Raw genomic sequence first — 16,064 nt, forward strand, 5'->3', positions numbered from 1 at the left:
TGCACTGGTGCCGTTTCCCGAACCCGGGGGACGCACTTGTGCGTTCAGCGACGGATCGACGCAACCATGCCTCCCACCTTTTTCCGAACCGTTCCAGCCGCCCTTCGGCGACGGGCCTTCCTGTGGCTCGCGGCAGCCGTGGCCGTGCTGGTGGTGGCCGGTGCGCTGGTGCTGGCAGGAAACCAGCAGGAAGGCGTCCAGCCGGGAGCCGGAGAATCAACGGCCGCGCCCACGGAGGCTGCCCCGGCTGACGGCCCCGGCTACCGCCCTGCGTACCACCTCACCCCGGACCAGCGCTGGATGAACGATCCCCAGCGGCCCTTCCTGCTGGACGGCGTCTGGCACTACTACTACCTCTACAACGCGGACTATCCGGAGGGGAACGGCACCGAATGGTTCCACGCCACCAGCACGGACCTGGTGCACTGGAAGAACGAGGGCGTGGCCATCCAGAAGTTCCGCAACGGCCTGGGTGATATCGAGACGGGCTCCGCCGTGGTGGACACGGAGGGGACAGCCGGTTTTGGCAAGGGGGCGGTGATCGCGGTCCTCACCCAGCAGGACGACGGCGTCCAGCGCCAGTCCCTGTTCTACTCCACGGACAACGGCTACAGCTTCCAGAGCTATGGGCAAAACCCGGTGATGGAGAACCCCGGCGCCGAACACTGGCGGGATCCGCGCATCGTCCGGGACGACGCCAACAACCAGTGGCTGATGCTGCTCGCCGAGGGATCCAAGATTGGCTTCTACACGTCAAAGGACCTCAAACAGTGGACGTACGTGTCGGGTTTCCAGCAGGACAGGCTGGGCATCCTGGAGTGCCCGGACTTCTTCCAGATGGACGTCGACGGCGATCCCGCCAAGCGCACCTGGGTGCTGGCGGCGAGCGCCAACGGCGTGGCGGAGGGCCGGACCACCGGGATGGCTTACTGGACCGGCGGGTTTGACGGAAAGGCCTTCACCGCCGATGGCGGCCACCAGTGGCTCGACGGCGGCCCGGACTTCTACGCGGCCGTCACCTGGGATGATCCACGGCTTGGCGACGGCCGGCGGAAGGCCTCCCGGCACGCCATCGGCTGGATGAACAACTGGGCTTACGCCAGGGAGCTTCCCACGGAGAGCTGGTTCGGTTCCGCCTCGCTGGTGCGCGACATCCGGCTGGTATCCGACGGCGGCCGCCCGGCTCTGGCGTCATCGCCCACCACGGCATTGAAGTCCCTCGAAGGGGAGCCGGCGCAGGTCCCGGCGGGCAGCCTTAGGGACGGGCAACCGCTCCAGGTGCCCGACAGCGGTGCGTTCAAGCTGGACGTCGAGCTGGAAAAACCCGGGAACGGGACCGGGGATGCCCGGCTGCTCCTGCAAAGCGGCGGGACCACCTACGCCACCATCGGCTACGACTTCCGGGACGGCCGGGCCTACGTGGTCCGCGACGGCGATGCCGCGGCCGGTGGCCAAGGCAAGGCCAGCGGTCCGGAAGGGGCCAACGAGTACCGCAAGGCCCGTTCGGTCGAGGCCCGGGCCGCCGGGGACACCGTGCGCCTCACTGCCTACGTGGACCGCTCCTCCGTCGAGGTCTTCGTGGACGGGCAGGCCCTGACGGCCCTGGTGTTCCCGCCGGCGGGCCACCGGGAGGCCCGCCTCGCGGTGGACGGCCCGGTCTCTCTCAGGGCCGGCGCCGTCACCCCGCTGGCCGGCATCCGCTAGGTTCCGGCCGGGGTGCTGCGGCCGGGAAGTGCCGCGGTGACGGCCGCGGCAGCCTCCAGCGTCATCCACGCCTGCAGCTGGGTGGAAAGTTCGACGACGGCGCCCGGCGGGTACGTCGCAGCGGCAGGTTGGGCGGCGTGCAGCGAGAAGACGCTCTTGCCCGCAAGCCTTGATCGGCCTTCTTTCGGTTCCACGGAGCGCCGGCCGGACCAGAACGCCTCCGCGGTGTCCGTCACCAGCCGGGCAGCCGTGGCCCGGGTTGCCTGTGGCAGCCGGGGGTCGGCTGCGGCGAGTGCCAGGTAGCGGCAGAGGATCCCGGTGAACAGGCCGCCGTCGCCCGTTCCTTCGCAGCGTAGGACGGTACTGCCCGGAACCGTGAGCTTCAGGCCTACCGCGTCCACCAAGGTGGCAGCCCGGGCGAGGTTGGCGTCGCCGCCCAGTTCCAGGAGGGCGCCCAACACCGGACCCTGGTTGTAGGTGTACACCGCGCGTTCCAGCACCACTTCGCCCGCGGGGTTCAGGCGGGCGCCGTCCAGGTACAGGCCCTGGTCCTGGTCGAAGAGGGTGGCGTCCAGCCAGTCCAGCAGTGCCTGTGCCTTGCCGTGCTGGCCGGTGCGGGCGTAGAACAAGGCCACGGGCGCGGTGGCCGGGGTGTTCTTGAAGTCCCGCTTCTTGCTCCAGAACGCACCTCCGCCCAGGTCGTCAGTGCAGGCGGCGTCAAACTGCAGCGCCAGGGACGCGCGGACTGTGGCGTTGCGGCGGCGGCCGGGGCGCCGCGTCTCCTCGGCCAGCCCGTCCAGCCGCAGCGTTGCCAGCGCCAGCCAGGCCATGTCGTCGTAGTAGTTGTTGACGAAGGTCAGGGCGTTGCGGAGCCGGATTCCGGTGACCAGCCGTGAGGCCAGGCGCCCGGCGCTGGGCCTGTCCGGGCCGTTGAACCGGGCTGCGGGGGTGGCTCCGCCGCCCAGCTCCCGGCGGCCGGTGTCCACCAGGCAGTCCACGTAATGGGCCTGCCACCAGTAGTGCCACGGGAGGGCCAGCGCTGCGGCCGGCCGGACACGCCGGAGCGCCGCGAGCCACCATCCCCGCCGTCCGCCTCCCGGCTCCTGTCCCGGTGCTGCCTGGCCCGGCCCGGGTCCAGTCTGGTCCTGCCCCGCCGGGTGCCTGCCCTGCCACAGCACGGCGCCCAGGTGGGTTCCGGGCAGGAACAGCAGTTTCCGGCCGAACAGCGCGGTCACCGACTGGGCCGCATGGTCAGCCCTGTCCTGCCAGGCGGTCAAGGAGTTGCTGGAAGTCATGCCGTCCACCCTAACCGTGCCACTGCGGCCCGGGTGCAGCCTGAAGTCCGCCAAGAGTGCGGCAGCGGCTAATTTCAGTTAACATGCGTTAACTGTTGCTCGAGGCCGCGCCGCGGCACGGGAACACGCATCAAGGAGGATGTATGGACATCAAAGGCAGCGTCGCACTGGTGACAGGCGGCGCCTCCGGGCTGGGGGCAGCCACAGCACAGAGGTTGTTCGACGACGGGGCGTCCGTAGTCCTCGTTGACCTCCCTTCCTCCAACGGGCAGGCCGCGGCGGACGAACTCAACGGCCGTGCCCAAGCAGGCCAGGCCGCCGCCTTTGCCCCTGCAGACGTGACCAGCGAGGCTGACGTGCGGGCCGCCGTCGGGACCGCTGCAGGGATGGGGCCGCTCCGGATCGTGGTGAACTGCGCCGGGATCGCCACCCCCGGCAAGGTGCTGGGACGCGACGGCGTGCTGCCCCTGGAAGCATTCAGCCGCGTCATCCAGGTGAACCTGATCGGCACCTTCAACGTCCTCCGGCTGGCCGCCGAAGCGATGGTGGCCACCGAGCCCGCGGTCACCGAACTGGGTGGCCCGGAGCGCGGCGTCATTATCAACACCGCCTCCGTGGCCGCCTTTGACGGGCAGATTGGCCAGCCCGCCTACTCCGCTTCGAAGGGGGCCGTGGCTGCCATGACGCTGCCCATCGCGCGGGAGCTGGCCCGCTCGCTGGTCCGCGTGGTCACCATTGCGCCCGGCATCTTCGAAACGCCCATGATGGCCGGCCTGCCCCGGGAGGCGCAGGAGTCGCTGGGCGCCCAGGTTCCGCACCCGTCCCGGCTGGGCAAGCCGGCCGAGTACGCCAACCTGGTGGCGCACATCGTGGGCAACGCCATGCTGAACGGCGAAACCATCCGCCTTGACGGCGCCATCCGGATGGGGCCGAAATGAGCGCGCCTCACGTGTCGCAGCTGCCGCAGGCCGACTTCTTCGCCGTCGAGTCGCTCCTAGGCCAGGCCGAGCGGAACAAGCTGGCCGAACTGCGGGACTTCCTGGCAGCCGAGGTGGCGCCGCACGCCGCCGACTGGTGGAACAAGGCAGAGTTTCCCGCCCACATCCTGCCCAAGCTGGCCGCGCTGGAACTGAGCACGCCCGCCCACCGCGGCTACAGCCACCTGTTCGCGGGTCTGGTCATCGCGGAAATAACCCGCGTGGACACATCCCTCGCCACGTTCTTCCTGGTCCACCACGATCTCTTCGTCGAGTCGCTGCACACCTTCGGCAGCGAGGACCAGAAGCAGCGGCTGCTTGCCGACGCCTCGGAGCTGCGCACCACGGGGGCGTTCGCCCTCACCGAACCCCTGCACGGCTCGGACGTGGCGGGCGGGATGGAGACGCGGGCCCGGCGGATATCCACCAGCACCGGGGAAGCGGACGACGACGGCGACACCTGGGTGCTCAACGGCGCCAAGCGGTGGATCGGCAACGGGACGTTCTGCGACTACATGCTGGTGTGGGCCCGGGACGAGGCGGACGGTGCCGTGCGGGGCTTCATCGTGGACGCCACCCTGCCGGGGGTCAGCCGGACCAGGATCGAGAACAAGATTGCCCTCCGCACGGTCCAGAACGCGGACATCGTGTTCCGGGACGTCCGGGTAGCGGAGGCGGACCGCTTCAGCGGGATCAGCAGCTTCGAGGACACCAAGGAACTGCTGCGCAGCTCCCGGATCATGGTGGCCTGGCAGACGGTGGGCCAGCAGCTGGCGGCGTTCGACGTGGCCCGGCAGTACGCCGTGGAACGCGAGCAGTTCGGCCGGCCGCTGGCACATTTCCAGCTGATCCAGCAGCAGCTGGTGACCATGCTGGGCAACGCCGTGGCCAGTATGGCCATGATGGCCGGGATCGCCAGGCTCCAGGACCAGGGCGCCGCCGACATGGCGCAGGTGGCCCTGGCCAAGTCCTACCTCAGTGCGCGGATGCGCGAGACCGTGGCGCTGGGCCGGTCCATCCTGGGCGGAAACGGCATCGTTACCGATTACCGGATGGCCAAGATCTTCGCCGACGCCGAGGCCATCTACACCTACGAGGGATCGTTCGAGGTGAACACCCTGATCGTGGGCCGCGCCATTACCGGAATCTCGGCCATCTCCTAAGCGGGGTACGGCTGCTTCTCGCCCGCCTCCACCCGGATGTCCAGGCTGTTGTTCCGCACCGGCATGGGGCAGGTGCCGTAGGGGGTGAAGGCGCTGGGGTAGTTAATGGCCCGGTTGAAGTCCAGTACCACGGAGCCGTCCGGACGGGGGCGGGGGAGCGAGAGCTTCCGCCAGTCGTCGGTGGTGTCGCCGTTGGTCTCGTCATGGAACGTGACGGTCAGGGCGCCGAGTTTCTCTTCCTCCGCCTGGAGCCGGAATTCGTGGTTGCTGCCGGGGAGGCGGAAAACCACTTCGCCCACACTGCGGTGCACGCCGTTCACCAACGGGTTCGCGGTTCCGATCGGTACGTCCAGCGGCGCCGGGTAGGGCTCAAACCGGCCCGTCACCTCCCAGTCGGAGTTGTAGGGATAGGTGGGGACGCCGTCGAAGTCTGTGAAAACCGGCGACGACGAGTCCCGGGTGCGGATGGCGTACCGCCCGCCGCGCATGGCCAATTCCATCACCACCTGGTCCCCGTTGGGCCCGCCGAACTGCACCCACATCAGCGACTCCTCGTCGGCGAGGACGGCGGAAATGGTGCCGTCCACCTGTTCTCCGGTCTCCACCAGCGTGAGCCCGTCCGACGGGACGGCGGTGAGGAACGCCGTCGTGCCCGCGCCGTCCGTGGACCACAGGCCGGGGGCCAGGTCGACGGCGGCGGGGGAGCCTTCGAGCCACTGGAACGAGGTGAGGGTGAGCCAGCCGTGCGGTGTTGCCAGGGCGTTGTCGCGGTTGGTGCGGAAGCGCTGCCAGCGCTCGACTTTGGTGGCTGGGGTGGTGGCCATGGTTCCTTCCGGTTGGGTTCTGCCACCGCTACAACCCTTGCCGCATGCCGCTTGTTCCCGCGGCTGGACGTCCGCCGGGGTTGAATGGGTGAGTGGACATCCTTGCAGGAGTAAACCGGGAATGGCTGGCGGCACTGACCTGGCTGGCGGCGCTGCTCGCCGGCGCGGGGGTGCTGCTCTGGCGCCGCCGGCGTGCAGACCTCGCCGCGCTCACCGCCGTCGCCGTTTTCATGGCAGCAAACGTTGGCGCCGGCATCTACGTCCTGAACCACCTGGCGGACGGGCGCTGGGGCGGGGACGCGCAGGCCAGGCTCGTCCCGCCGTCGCTTTCCGGGACCCCGGTGGTGGGCCAGTTCCTGGCGCCACTCGACGGCGCCATGGAGGGCATGGCGGGCGGGGTCAACGATTTCATCGACTTCCGCGCCGCGCTGCCTGTGGCGCTGGACTTCTTCGCAGCCGCAGGCTGGGCCCTGGCCGTTTCGGTGCCGGTGGCGCTGGCAGCCGCCGCCGTCCAGGCGGGAAGGGTCCGCCGTCGGAACGCTGAGATGGCTGCCTGGCGCACCGAGGTGGCGCAACTCCGTGCCGAGCTCGACGGAGTGAAGCGCCACGTGGGGTACCGCGACATCTTTTGAGACGGATTCCACTGCTGCAACCCGCCGGGGGTAGCATCTTTAGCTAGTAACGTGGCTCACAGTATCCAGCGCAGTGTACGAGCCAAGTCCAAAACCCTCGAAAGATTGCGTCAATGGCACACACTGCAACAGCGCCCGAAACAGATCTCGCCTCCGAACTGCGCGCGGACGTCCGGCGCGTTTCCACCCTGCTGGGGGAATCGCTGGTCCGCCAGCACGGACCGGAACTCCTGGACCTCGTGGAGCAGGTCCGGCTCCTGACCAAGGAATCCAAGGAAGCGGCCCGCGGCGGCGCGCATGCCACCGGCCCGTGGAGCGCCCACGACGTCGTTGCCCAGGTCCGTGAACTCCTGGGCTCCCTGCCCATCGAGCAGGCAACCGACCTGGTGCGCGCCTTCGCCTTCTACTTCCACCTGGCCAACGCCGCCGAGCAGGTCCACCGGGTCCGCGGCCTGCGGACCCGGGCCGAAAAGGACGGCTGGCTGGCCAAGACCGTGGCGGACATCGCCGCCCAGGCCGGTCCTGAAGTCCTGCAGGAAGTTGTCAACGGTCTGGACGTGCGCCCCATTTTCACGGCACACCCCACCGAGGCCTCCCGCCGCTCCGTCCTGGACAAGATCCGCAAGCTCTCGGACGTCCTGTCCCAGCCCACCGCCGAAGGATCCACCGCCCGGCGCCGGCAGGACCGGCAGCTGGCCGAGATCATCGACCAGATGTGGCAGACCGACGAACTGCGCCAGGTCCGGCCCACGCCGGTCGATGAAGCCAGGAACGCCATCTACTACCTGGGCGGCATCCTCACCGACGCGATGCCGGAAATGCTCTCCGAGCTCTCCGAACTCCTCGGCGAGCACGGCGTCACCCTGGCCTCCAAGGACGCCCCCATCCGGTTCGGCTCCTGGATCGGCGGCGACCGCGACGGCAACCCGAACGTCACGGCCGCCGTGACCCGCGAAATCCTGCAGATCCAGAACCAGAGCGCCATCCGCATCAGCATCGGCATGATCGATGAGCTGATCTCCATCCTCTCCAACTCCACGGCGCTCGCAGGCGCGGATGATGCGCTGCTCGAGTCCATCGATGAGGACCTGAAGAAGCTGCCCGGCCTGGACAAGCGGGTCCTGGAACTGAACGCCCAGGAGCCGTACCGGCTGAAGCTCACCTGCATCAAGGCCAAGCTCATCAACACCGGCAAGCGCGTGGCCGCGAACACCAACCACGAGCACGGCCGCGACTACAGCGGCACCGATGAACTCATGGCGGACCTGCAGCTGCTGGAACTGTCGCTGCGCAACCACTCCGCAGCCCTGGCCGCGGACGGCGCGCTGGCCCGCGTCCGCCGCGCCATCGCCTCCTTCGGCCTGCACCTGGCCACCCTGGACATCCGCGAACACGCGGACCACCACCACGACGCCGTGGGGCAGCTGATGGACCGGATCGGCGGCCCCGGACTGCGCTACGCCGAGCTGAGCCGTAAGGAGCGCTTCGAGGTGCTGGGCTCCGAACTGGCCTCCCGCCGCCCGCTGTCCGGCCACCCGATCAAGCTCGACGGCGCGGCCGACGGAACCTACGACGTCTTCCGCGAGATCCGCCGGGCCCTGCGCATGTACGGCCCGGACGTCATCGAGACGTACATCATCTCCATGACCCGCGGCGCCGACGACGTCCTGGCCGCCGCCGTGCTGGCCCGTGAAGCCGGCCTGGTGAACCTCTTCGGCGACAAGCCCTACGCCAGGCTCGGCTTCGCGCCGCTGCTGGAGACGGTGGAGGAGCTGCGGGCCTCGGCCGAGATCGTCGACCAGCTGCTGTCCGACCCCTCCTACCGTGAACTGGTGCGGCTGCGCGGCGACATCCAGGAAGTGATGCTGGGCTACTCGGACTCCAACAAGGAATCCGGCGTGATGACCAGCCAGTGGGAGATCCACAAGACCCAGCGCAAGCTGCGCGACGTTGCCGCGAAGCACGGGGTGCGCGTCCGCCTCTTCCACGGCCGCGGCGGCTCCGTGGGCCGCGGCGGCGGGCCCACCTACGACGCCATCCTGGCCCAGCCCAACGGCGTCCTGGAAGGCGAAATCAAGTTCACCGAGCAGGGCGAAGTCATCTCGGACAAGTACTCGCTGCCGGAGCTTGCCCGCGAAAACCTGGAACTGTCCCTGGCCGCCGTGCTGCAGGGTTCGGCCCTGCACCGCGATCCGCGGACCTCGGAGGACCAGCGGGAGCGGTACGGGCACGTCATGGAGGCCATCTCGGACGCCGCCTTTGACCGGTACCGGAAGCTGATCGACCACCCGGACCTGCCTGCCTACTTCATGGCCTCCACCCCGGTGGAGCAGTTGGGTTCCCTCAACATCGGCTCCCGTCCGTCCAAGCGGCCGGATTCCGGCGCCGGCCTGGGTGGCCTGCGCGCCATCCCGTGGGTGTTCGGCTGGACCCAGTCGCGGCAGATCGTGCCGGGCTGGTTTGGCGTGGGCTCCGGGCTCAAGGCCGCCCGTGAGGCCGGACATTCCGCCCAGCTGGTGGAGATGATGGACCACTGGCATTTCTTCCGCTCGGTGCTGTCCAACGTGGAGATGACGCTCGCCAAGACAGACATGGACATCGCCGGCTACTACGTGGCCACCCTGGTACCGCAGGAGCTGCACCACCTGTTCCGGGCCATCCGGGAAGAGTATGAGCTCACCGTGGCCGAGGTCCGGAAGCTGACCGGCGAGAACCTGCTCCTGGACGCACAGCCCACGCTGAAGCGGTCCCTGGAAATCCGCGACCAGTACCTGGATCCCATCAGCTACCTCCAGGTGGAACTGTTGCGCCGCATCCGCACCGAGGGCGAAATCAGCGGAGCGGAAATCGACGAACGCCTCCAGCGGGCCATGCTGATCACCGTCAACGGCGTGGCGGCAGGCCTGCGCAACACCGGGTAGACGCCCGCTCACCTTTGACAGCTTTTCCCGAAACGCCGGCTCACCTTTGACGGCTTTTCCCGAGACGCCCGCTCACCCTCCAGCTGGAAGGTGAGCGGGCGTTCCGGTTTTAGGCGCAGGAGGTGAGCGGGGGTTTGGATAGGGTTGGAGGCATGCCTTCCTTCCAGACCCGCCTCAAAATCACCGGGCTGCGGCCGGGCAATCCGCCCGAGTCCGTGATGGACGCGGCCGTCGAGGCGCTGGGCACCCGCCACCACGTGGAGGCGCACCAGCTCCAGCTCGCCGGCGGCGTCCCGCAGCTGAACCTGCGCTTCCTCGTGGAAGCCAGCGAGTACAGCGGCGAGAACCGCCAGGCGGTGGAGTCGGCAGCCATGATGCGCGACGCCGTCGAACGCGTTGCGCTGACAGGCCCACTCAGCGTGCTGCGGCGCAGCCGCGGCAAGTGGCTGCCCGTCTAGCCTGCGTCGGGGAGGGAATCGGGTTCATCGACCACGGGGGACCGGTCGCCGCGCCGCCGGGTCACGATGATGCCCACCACGGCGCCGATCACCAGGCCCACGGCCACGCCGATCAGCGAGCTCGCCCAGAACGGCAGTTTGGTGGCTGATCCCGTGAAGTAGCCCAGGCCCACCAGCCAGCACGCCCACAGGACGGCGCCCAGTCCGGCACAGAGGCTGAAACCGCGGACGGAGACGTTGGCGATGCCGGAGGCGGCCGATGTGGCCAGCCTGCCGCCCGGGATGAACCGGGCCCCGATGATGGTGCCGTAGGTGGACGAACGGCCGGCCTTGGCCAGTGCCGCGTGGATGCCGGAATGGACGCGCCGGCCCCACTTCCAGCGGTCCAGCACGTGGCTCAGCCGCCGCCGGAAGAGGTGGAACACCACCATGTCGCCCAGCCAGGATGCCAGGGCGGCGAGGATGAGGACCAGGAACACGTTGGCGCGGCCGTCAGCAGACAGCGCGCCGCCGGTGATCACCACCATTTCCGACGGGATTGGCGGGAAAATGGCATCGCCGAGGACCACCGGGATGACCCAGAAATAGAGGGCCGTCCCCCAGCTGTCAACGCTGCCGAAGTCCATTGCCACAAGGTACCGCACTTGGGAAACTGGCCGCATGCGGGTCTCGGTTCTGCAGGGTGACATTACGCAGCGGCGGGTGGATGTGGTGGTGAACGCCGCGAATGCGTCGCTGCTGGGCGGCGGGGGAGTGGATGGGGCGCTGCACCGCGCTGCCGGGCCGGAACTGCTGGCCGCGTGCCGGGAACTGCGCGCGATGCAGCTGCCGCACGGCCTCCAGACCGGGGCCGCCGTGGCAACACCCGCATTCCGGCTGCCGGCGCGCTGGGTGATCCATACGGTGGGACCCAACCGCCGCGCCGGCCAGACCAACCGCGCGCTCCTGGTGTCCTGCTTCAGCGAGAGCCTCCGGCTGGCAGACAGCCTGGCGGCGGGAACGCTGGCCTTTCCGGCGGTGGGGGCCGGTGCTTACGGCTGGCCGGCTGCGGCGGTGGCGCAAGCAGCGCTGGACGCGGTTGTGGGCTTCCGCGCCCTGCATCCGGCAAGCAGCCTGGAGTTGGTGGAGTTCGTGCTGCACACGGAGGAGGTGGAGGCGGTGTTCAGGGACGTGCTGGAGCCGCTTCGCTGAGCTTTAGGCTGCTGCGGTACTCCACCGGCCTGCCGGAGACCGGATCCACGAACCGGATGCCGCGGGCCAGCAGCTGCAGCGGTTTGGCGTAGTTGTCAGGTGCCTTGTCAAGCAGGTCCGGGTAGAAGGCATCATTCACGATCCCCAGCCCCAACGACGCCATATGAACCCGCAGCTGGTGGGTCTTTCCGGTGTGCGGTTCCAGCCGGTACCTGGCCAGGCGTTGCCCCGCGCCGTCGGCACCTGCCGCAGGCCCGCCGTCGAACGTTTCCAGCCGCTCAATCCTGGTTTCCGCGTTGGGCTCGCCGTCAATGACCTCGGCCAATAGGTAGCTGCGGGACTTGGTCATCCGGTTGCGGACCACCACGGGGAATTCGACGGCGGGGTACCCCGGCGCAGGTTCGGCGGCGGACACGCACTCGTACTCCTTCTGGACCTGCCGCTTTTCAAACAGCACCTGGTATTTGCCGCGGGTCTGCGGGTTGGTGGAGAAGAGCAGGACGCCCGCGGTCATCCGGTCCAGCCGGTGCATGGGGATCAGGTCCGGCAGCTCCAGCTGGTTCCGCAGCCGTACCAGGGCCGACTCCTGGATGTACGTGCCGCCCGGCGTGGTGGGCAGGAAATGCGGCTTGTCCACCACCAGCAGGTGTCCGTCGTGGTGGAGGATGTTGATTTCCACGGGCAGCCGCGTCTCCGGCGGCAGGGTGCGGTAGTACCAAATGAAGGTGTGGTCTTCTAGTTTGGTGTGCCGGCTCAGGGGGATGCCGCCCTCGCCAACGATCTCGCCGGCGTCGAACCTGTCCTCGATGCCCTGCGGATCGATGTGCCCCCACCGGTGCATCATGTAGTCCATTGCAGTGTCCCACGGCCCCTCTTCCGGGAGGCGAAGACGGGTGGCGTTGACGCCGTCGCGCACGGGGAGGGGGGATTGCATCACCGGTCCATTCTACCGGCGCCGCCGTGGCCGAAGCCGGCCACCGGGGTTGCCGCCGCCGAACCGTGGGAACGCGTCCAGGTCGCCGGAACGCGTCCAGTACGCCGGAACGTTCCGGCGATCCCAGCGCTTTCCGGCGAGTCCGCTCCCGGCGAGCCCGCCTCCGACGATAAAAAAGTTCTTGACAAGAAAAGTTGTCGGTTGGCACACTGGAGGCATGCAGGACATCGCAGTCATCGAGGACCCGGCAGCGGCCGAGGCATCCCTGGACCCCATTCGCGCCCGGATCCTGCGGGAGCTCGTCCAGCCGTCCTCCGCCACCCAGTTGGCGGTCCGGGTGGGACTGCCCCGGCAGAAGGTGAACTACCATCTCAAGGCGCTGGAGCGGCACAGGCTGGTGGAGCTGGTGGAGGAACGCCGCAAGGGCAACGTGACCGAGCGAGTCCTGCAGGCCACGGCAGCCTCCTACCTGATCTCGCCCTCGGCTCTGAATGAAGTATCCCCGGATCCGCGCCGGTTCGCCGACCGCTTCTCCGCCTTCTGGCTGCTGGCGCTCGCGGGCCGGATGGTGCAGGAGGTGGGGAAGCTGATTGCCGGCGCCGCCGCTGCCCGGCAGAAGCTGGCCACCTTCGCCATCGACGGCGAGATCACCTTCCGCACCGCCGCCGACCGTGCGGCCTTTGCCGAGGAGCTCGGCGCCGAGGTCACCCGGCTGGTGGACAAGTACCACGACGGCGGGGCGTCACCGAAGGGACGGCGGCACCGGCTCGTCGTGGCGCTGCACCCTGCACTTAAAGAGTCCAGTGCTCTCAAGGCAACCGATGAATCCCATCCACGCAACGAATCCCATCCAGGCAAGGAGCAGGACAAATGACCGACAGCCGCAACTTCGAGATCGTCTACGACATGGAGCTCCCCGGCACTCCGGAGCGGGTATGGGAAGCGGTGACCAGCGGAACGCCCGGGTGGATGTTCCCCACGGACCAATGGCCGGACGTCAAGACTGTGGAGGAGTACCCGCACCACCTGGTCTCCCGGATGGATGGTCCGGACGGCTGGTTCAACCAGCTGGAACATGTACTGGAACCGCTCGACGGCGGCAGGGCCCGGCTGCACTACGTCCACAGCGGCATTTTCGCGGACAACTGGGACCAGCAGTACGACGGCGCCAGCCGCCACACCGAGTTCTACCTGCACACCCTGGGCCAATACCTGCAGTACTTCGACGGCAGGCCGGTGGTGTTTACGGACATCCAGGCACCGGCGGCCTCCCAGGCCACGGACGGCTTCATCCGGCTCCGCGAAGCGTTGGGTGTTCGTTCCGCCAGACAGGGGGCTGCCGTGGATGTGGAGCTCGACGGCGTAGGCCGGCTTGCGGGCGAGGTGGACTTTTCGAACGAGCACTTCCTGGGCCTGCGCACTGAGGACGCCCTCTACCGGTTCTTCGGCCGCAACGCTTTCGGCGCCCCTGTGGGCATGACCGTCCACGACTTCAGCGGCGCCGGTGATTCCGAAACCACGGCCAAGGCCTGGGGCGGCTTCCTGGAGCGCGTGTACGCGTAAAGGGGACTCCCCGTTTGGCGACCCAGTCGCCGGATGTGTGCGTAACCGCCGAAACTCTCCGGCGGTTACGCACACATCCGGCGATTCCGGTGCTGGCGGGTCAGCCGGTCAAGCAATAGCCACGTCCGGGGCCTTCCTAAGGCTCCGGCGCAGTTGCGGGGCGGCGTCGAGCCGGTCCTGCGCGGCCCGCAGCGCCAGCACCGCGGTCTCCAGCTTTTCCGGCGGCAGCGTAAACGGCACGCGGAGATACTGCTCGAAGGCGCCGCCTATTCCAAACCGTGGCCCCGCCGCCAGCCGAATGCCAAAGTCGGGAGCAATGACCGTCAGGGCGGTGCTGGTGGGGCCGGGCAGCCTGCACCACGCGGACAGGCCGCCCGAAGGGTAGAGGGTTTCCCAGGCCGGGAGATGGCCTGCGAGGAGTTCCAGCAAGACTGCCCGGTTCTCCCGGAGTCCGGCGAGCCGGGCCGGGAGCGGTTCGTCCAGGGCGCGGACCAGGTGGGCCGAGGCCAGTTGTTCCATCACTGGTCCTCCCAGGTCCAGGGATGTCCGGGCTGCCGCAAACCGCTGGATCATGTCCTCGGATGCACGGATCCAGCCAGTTCGCAGCCCGCCCCAGTGGGACTTACTGAGCGTGCCTATGGTCACCACGGCCGGGCTGAACGCTGCCACGGGAGTTGTGTGGGTGGCATCGAGGTTCAGGTCCCGCAGGGTCTCATCCACCACCAGGGTTGTACCGGCCGCCGCGGCCGCCTTCACCAGCTGGCGGCGCTGGGTGTCCGGCATGAGCTGGCCGGTGGGGTTGTGGAAGTCCGGCACTACATAGGCCATCCTGGGCCGCTGCTGCACGATTGCCGCCTTGAGCCCCTGCATGTCCCAGGCCACGGTGGCCAGGTCGCCTGTCCTGCTGGAATCTGCGGGTTGGAGGACCTGAAGGGGTGCGAACGCCACGGGTACTGCACGGCACCCCGCGGCACGGATGGCATCGAGTGCGTTCGGATAGCTCGGATGTTCCACCAGCACCTTGTCCTGCCGGCCGGTCAGGGCGCGAAGGATGATGTTCAGGGCGTGCTGCGCACCGGAGGTCACCAGCACCTGGCCTGCCGTGGTGGGTACACCCGCAGCCGTGTAGCGTGCTGCGACTGCTTCGCGGAGGGGGAGCAGGCCCATGGCGTCATAACCGAACCCGGGCAGCAGCGCCGGAAGCTCGGTCAGGGCCGCCGCGAAGGCCCGGTGCACCATTTCGCCGCTGGCGGGCAGGGACGAATAAGCCAGGTCGATCAAACCCTCCGGCGCTGCCAGCCCGGGTGCTGCCAATCCCAGCGCACCAGGGCCCAAGGCGGCAGCTGCAGCTGCCGCCTTTCCCTGCCCGGACGTCCCCGGGCCGCCAATCAGTGGCCCAAGAAGCACCGTGGTGCCCGCCGCCGTCGTGCGCGGAATCCTGGTGCGGCTCCTGCTGCCCTGACCGCTGCTCAGGAAGCCCTGTTCGCGGAGGTGGCCGTAGGCTGCCGTCACCGTGGTCCGGCTGACGCCCAGGGCTACGGAAAGGGCACGTTCGCTGGGCAGTGCCGTGTCCAGGGCTACCCGGCCGTCCAGCACCAGGAGACGGACGACGTCGGCCAGCTCACGGTAAGCGGGGGAGGCGCCGGGATTCCACGTGCCCAGGAGGCGCGCAAGTGCCGATGCGGTAAGGGAAGACATCAGGCCAGTATCTCAAACTGGCTATGTATTCCAATGCCAGTTGCGTGGAAAGGTTGTGTGCATGATGACCCGCAGACTCCTCCAGCTGTTCACCGGCCTTGCCATGTATGGCATATCGCTCGCCATGTTCATCCGTGCGGGCCTCGGCCTGGACCCCTGGGACGTGTTCCACCAGGGCCTGGCCAACCGCACCGGCCTGAGCATCGGCGGGGTGGTCATCATCGTGAGTTTCCTGGTCTTGCTGCTCTGGATCCCGCTGCGGCAGTGGCCAGGCTTCGGAACGTTGTGCAACGCGGTGCTTGTGGGAGTGTTTGCGGACGTTGGGCTGGCGCTTATCCCGGCGGTGTCCCAGATCGCAGGCCAGTTTGCACTCCTGGGCGGTGCCATTGTGCTTAATGGCATCGCTTCCGCGTGCTACATCGGGGCGCGTTTCGGGCCAGGGGCGAGGGACGGGCTGATGACCGGGCTGGCCCGCCGCACCGGGTGGTCGGTACGGCTGTCGCGCACGCTTATTGAGGTGTGCGTCCTGGCCATCGGCTGGCTGCTGGGCGGTTCAGTGGGCGTGGGCACCGTGGCCTACGCGCTGGCCATCGGTCCTTTGGTCCATGTGCTGCTGCCGCGCTTCATGGTTCCCGTCTCCCCGCCGAAGACCGCCGGGGAGGCCACTGCCGTCATTGCTCCGGAACACTGTGCCTGAACAACCC

Annotated in this window: 15 protein-coding genes; 10 read left to right on the top strand and 5 right to left on the bottom strand. The window is 68.5% G+C overall.

The window, feature by feature from the left end; genetic code table 11:
- The first annotated feature begins 66 nt into the window (after nt 1-66).
- Nucleotides 67-1,704, top strand: a complete 1,638-nt coding sequence (locus ASG86_RS17600) for a glycoside hydrolase family 32 protein (RefSeq protein ID WP_056337390.1) — start codon at nt 67-69, stop codon at nt 1,702-1,704.
- On the opposite strand, the gene ASG86_RS17605 is transcribed toward ASG86_RS17600, so the two are convergent.
- Entirely contained in the window at nt 1,701-2,999 is a 1,299-nt protein-coding gene (locus tag ASG86_RS17605; RefSeq protein WP_056337496.1) for a glycoside hydrolase family 76 protein, read from the bottom strand. The genes ASG86_RS17600 and ASG86_RS17605 overlap by 4 nt on opposite strands.
- A gap of 143 nt (nt 3,000-3,142) precedes the next feature.
- Here ASG86_RS17605 and ASG86_RS17610 point away from each other — a divergent pair, with 143 nt between their 5' ends.
- Nucleotides 3,143-3,937 (top strand): SDR family NAD(P)-dependent oxidoreductase, encoded by a 795-nt coding sequence (locus ASG86_RS17610; protein ID WP_056337394.1) that lies wholly within the window; start codon nt 3,143-3,145, stop codon nt 3,935-3,937.
- Nucleotides 3,934-5,139 (top strand): acyl-CoA dehydrogenase family protein, encoded by a 1,206-nt coding sequence (locus ASG86_RS17615; RefSeq protein WP_056337397.1) that lies wholly within the window; start codon nt 3,934-3,936, stop codon nt 5,137-5,139. The genes ASG86_RS17610 and ASG86_RS17615 overlap by 4 nt, the downstream gene beginning before the upstream one ends.
- On the opposite strand, the gene ASG86_RS17620 is transcribed toward ASG86_RS17615, so the two are convergent.
- Nucleotides 5,136-5,963, bottom strand: a complete 828-nt coding sequence (locus ASG86_RS17620) for a DUF1684 domain-containing protein (protein WP_056337400.1) — start codon at nt 5,961-5,963, stop codon at nt 5,136-5,138. The genes ASG86_RS17615 and ASG86_RS17620 overlap by 4 nt on opposite strands.
- Nucleotides 5,964-6,055: 92 nt before the next feature.
- Between ASG86_RS17620 and ASG86_RS17625 the strand changes: the two genes are divergently transcribed.
- The 3 genes from ASG86_RS17625 to ASG86_RS17635 all read left to right on the top strand — a co-directional run bounded on the left by ASG86_RS17625 (nt 6,056) and on the right by ASG86_RS17635 (nt 9,974).
- Nucleotides 6,056-6,595 (top strand): hypothetical protein, encoded by a 540-nt coding sequence (locus ASG86_RS17625; protein ID WP_056337402.1) that lies wholly within the window; start codon nt 6,056-6,058, stop codon nt 6,593-6,595.
- Nucleotides 6,596-6,708: 113 nt separating this feature from the next.
- Nucleotides 6,709-9,516 (top strand): phosphoenolpyruvate carboxylase, encoded by a 2,808-nt coding sequence (ppc, locus tag ASG86_RS17630; protein ID WP_056337405.1) that lies wholly within the window; start codon nt 6,709-6,711, stop codon nt 9,514-9,516.
- A 152-nt stretch (nt 9,517-9,668) separates the two neighbouring features.
- On the top strand, nt 9,669-9,974 hold the full coding sequence (locus ASG86_RS17635) for a hypothetical protein (protein ID WP_056337408.1): 306 nt from the start codon (nt 9,669-9,671) through the stop codon (nt 9,972-9,974).
- Here the strand turns inward: ASG86_RS17635 and ASG86_RS17640 are convergent.
- The gene (locus ASG86_RS17640; RefSeq protein WP_056337500.1) at nt 9,971-10,600 is read right to left on the bottom strand and encodes a DedA family protein; all 630 of its coding nucleotides are present in this window, start codon (nt 10,598-10,600) and stop codon (nt 9,971-9,973) included. The genes ASG86_RS17635 and ASG86_RS17640 overlap by 4 nt on opposite strands.
- 34 nt (nt 10,601-10,634) lie before the next feature.
- Between ASG86_RS17640 and ASG86_RS17645 the strand changes: the two genes are divergently transcribed.
- Nucleotides 10,635-11,165, top strand: coding sequence for an O-acetyl-ADP-ribose deacetylase (locus ASG86_RS17645; RefSeq protein ID WP_056337411.1), 531 nt, complete (start codon nt 10,635-10,637; stop codon nt 11,163-11,165).
- Here the strand turns inward: ASG86_RS17645 and ASG86_RS17650 are convergent.
- Nucleotides 11,137-12,099, bottom strand: a complete 963-nt coding sequence (locus ASG86_RS17650; protein ID WP_056337413.1) for an RluA family pseudouridine synthase — start codon at nt 12,097-12,099, stop codon at nt 11,137-11,139. The genes ASG86_RS17645 and ASG86_RS17650 overlap by 29 nt on opposite strands.
- Nucleotides 12,100-12,316: 217 nt before the next feature.
- Between ASG86_RS17650 and ASG86_RS17655 the strand changes: the two genes are divergently transcribed.
- Complete coding sequence (locus ASG86_RS17655) at nt 12,317-12,973, top strand: winged helix-turn-helix domain-containing protein (RefSeq protein ID WP_056337416.1); 657 nt, start codon at nt 12,317-12,319, stop codon at nt 12,971-12,973.
- Complete coding sequence (locus ASG86_RS17660; protein WP_056337419.1) at nt 12,970-13,662, top strand: SRPBCC family protein; 693 nt, start codon at nt 12,970-12,972, stop codon at nt 13,660-13,662. The genes ASG86_RS17655 and ASG86_RS17660 overlap by 4 nt, the downstream gene beginning before the upstream one ends.
- 108 nt (nt 13,663-13,770) lie before the next feature.
- Here the strand turns inward: ASG86_RS17660 and yczR are convergent, their stop codons facing one another.
- Nucleotides 13,771-15,360 carry a MocR-like transcription factor YczR gene (gene yczR, locus ASG86_RS17665; RefSeq protein ID WP_056337421.1) on the bottom strand — a complete coding sequence of 530 codons (1,590 nt, stop codon included), beginning with the start codon at nt 15,358-15,360 and terminating at the stop codon, nt 13,771-13,773.
- 61 nt (nt 15,361-15,421) lie between these two features.
- On the opposite strand from yczR, the gene yczE reads away from it, so the two are divergent.
- On the top strand, nt 15,422-16,057 hold the full coding sequence (gene yczE / locus ASG86_RS17670) for a membrane protein YczE (RefSeq protein WP_056337425.1): 636 nt from the start codon (nt 15,422-15,424) through the stop codon (nt 16,055-16,057).
- The last annotated feature ends 7 nt before the right edge of the window (nt 16,058-16,064 follow it).

The organism is Arthrobacter sp. Soil764 (genome assembly GCF_001428075.1).
Classification (GTDB): domain Bacteria; phylum Actinomycetota; class Actinomycetes; order Actinomycetales; family Micrococcaceae; genus Arthrobacter.

Excerpts from the sequence above, each read along its gene's own strand:
- ASG86_RS17655 (WP_056337416.1), top strand. The coding sequence starts at position 12,317 with ATGCAGGACATCGCAGTCATCGAGGACCCGGCAGCGGCCGAGGCATCC.
- yczE (WP_056337425.1), top strand. The coding sequence starts at position 15,422 with ATGATGACCCGCAGACTCCTCCAGCTGTTCACCGGCCTTGCCATGTAT.
- yczR (WP_056337421.1), bottom strand. The coding sequence starts at position 15,360 with ATGTCTTCCCTTACCGCATCGGCACTTGCGCGCCTCCTGGGCACGTGG.
- ASG86_RS17660 (WP_056337419.1), top strand. The coding sequence starts at position 12,970 with ATGACCGACAGCCGCAACTTCGAGATCGTCTACGACATGGAGCTCCCC.
- ASG86_RS17605 (WP_056337496.1), bottom strand. The coding sequence starts at position 2,999 with ATGACTTCCAGCAACTCCTTGACCGCCTGGCAGGACAGGGCTGACCAT.
- ASG86_RS17645 (WP_056337411.1), top strand. The coding sequence starts at position 10,635 with ATGCGGGTCTCGGTTCTGCAGGGTGACATTACGCAGCGGCGGGTGGAT.
- ASG86_RS17640 (WP_056337500.1), bottom strand. The coding sequence starts at position 10,600 with ATGGACTTCGGCAGCGTTGACAGCTGGGGGACGGCCCTCTATTTCTGG.
- ASG86_RS17610 (WP_056337394.1), top strand. The coding sequence starts at position 3,143 with ATGGACATCAAAGGCAGCGTCGCACTGGTGACAGGCGGCGCCTCCGGG.
- ppc (WP_056337405.1), top strand. The coding sequence starts at position 6,709 with ATGGCACACACTGCAACAGCGCCCGAAACAGATCTCGCCTCCGAACTG.
- ASG86_RS17635 (WP_056337408.1), top strand. The coding sequence starts at position 9,669 with ATGCCTTCCTTCCAGACCCGCCTCAAAATCACCGGGCTGCGGCCGGGC.
- ASG86_RS17650 (WP_056337413.1), bottom strand. The coding sequence starts at position 12,099 with ATGCAATCCCCCCTCCCCGTGCGCGACGGCGTCAACGCCACCCGTCTT.
- ASG86_RS17620 (WP_056337400.1), bottom strand. The coding sequence starts at position 5,963 with ATGGCCACCACCCCAGCCACCAAAGTCGAGCGCTGGCAGCGCTTCCGC.
- ASG86_RS17600 (WP_056337390.1), top strand. The coding sequence starts at position 67 with ATGCCTCCCACCTTTTTCCGAACCGTTCCAGCCGCCCTTCGGCGACGG.
- ASG86_RS17615 (WP_056337397.1), top strand. The coding sequence starts at position 3,934 with ATGAGCGCGCCTCACGTGTCGCAGCTGCCGCAGGCCGACTTCTTCGCC.